The sequence below is a fragment of the Devosia faecipullorum genome (assembly GCF_015158295.1).
In the GTDB taxonomy this organism is placed as follows: domain Bacteria; phylum Pseudomonadota; class Alphaproteobacteria; order Rhizobiales; family Devosiaceae; genus Devosia; species Devosia faecipullorum.
In genome coordinates, this window is record NZ_JACDXV010000021.1 from 1 (window position 1) to 758 (window position 758).

1 protein-coding gene is annotated in these 758 nt (G+C 59.1%); it reads left to right on the forward strand.

Going from position 1 to position 758, the window contains the following annotated elements:
- Window positions 1-684: DDE-type integrase/transposase/recombinase (locus H0482_RS16425; protein WP_193731112.1), on the forward strand; the 684-nt coding region annotated here is incomplete at its 5' end.
- Window positions 685-758: the final 74 nt, after the last annotated feature.

A 758-nucleotide genomic window follows, 5' to 3' on the forward strand; every position in this document is an offset into this window, starting at 1 on the left:
GTGTCCGAAGCCAGCGTTTACCGGCTTCTCAAGGCCCACGACCTGATCACCAGCCCGGCCTATGTGGTGATCAAGGCGGCAGATGCGTTCCACACCAAAACGGTGCGGCCCAACGAGATGTGGCAGACCGATTTCACCTACTTCAAGATCATCGGCTGGGGCTGGATGTATCTGTCCACGGTGCTCGACGATTACTCGCGCTACATCATCGCCTGGAAGCTGTGCAACACAATGCGGGCCGAGGACGTCACTGACACGCTGGACATGGCCCTCGCGGCCTCAGGCTGCGACCAGGTGCATGTGCATCACAAGCCCCGGCTGCTCAGCGATAATGGCCCCTGCTATATCGCCAGTGAACTGGCCGATTATATCCAGACCAATCGCATGAGCCACGTCCGCGGCGCCCCGATGCATCCCCAGACCCAGGGCAAGATCGAGCGCTGGCACCAAACCATGAAGAACCGCATCCTGCTGGAGAACTACTTCCTGCCCTGCGACCTGGAGGCCCAGATCGGCGCCTTCGTCGAACACTACAATCACAGGCGCTATCATGAGAGCCTCGACAACGTGACCCCGGCAGACGCCTACTTCGGCAGGGCCGCAGCCATCATAAAACAGCGCGAAAGGATCAAACGACAAACCATCCAGCATCGGCGCTTGCAGCACCGCAAGCTCGCCGCATAACATCAACCCAAAGACGAGGCCGATACTCCGCTAATCCAAGACCCAAACTGCGCCAAATGATCTGACGACGGACA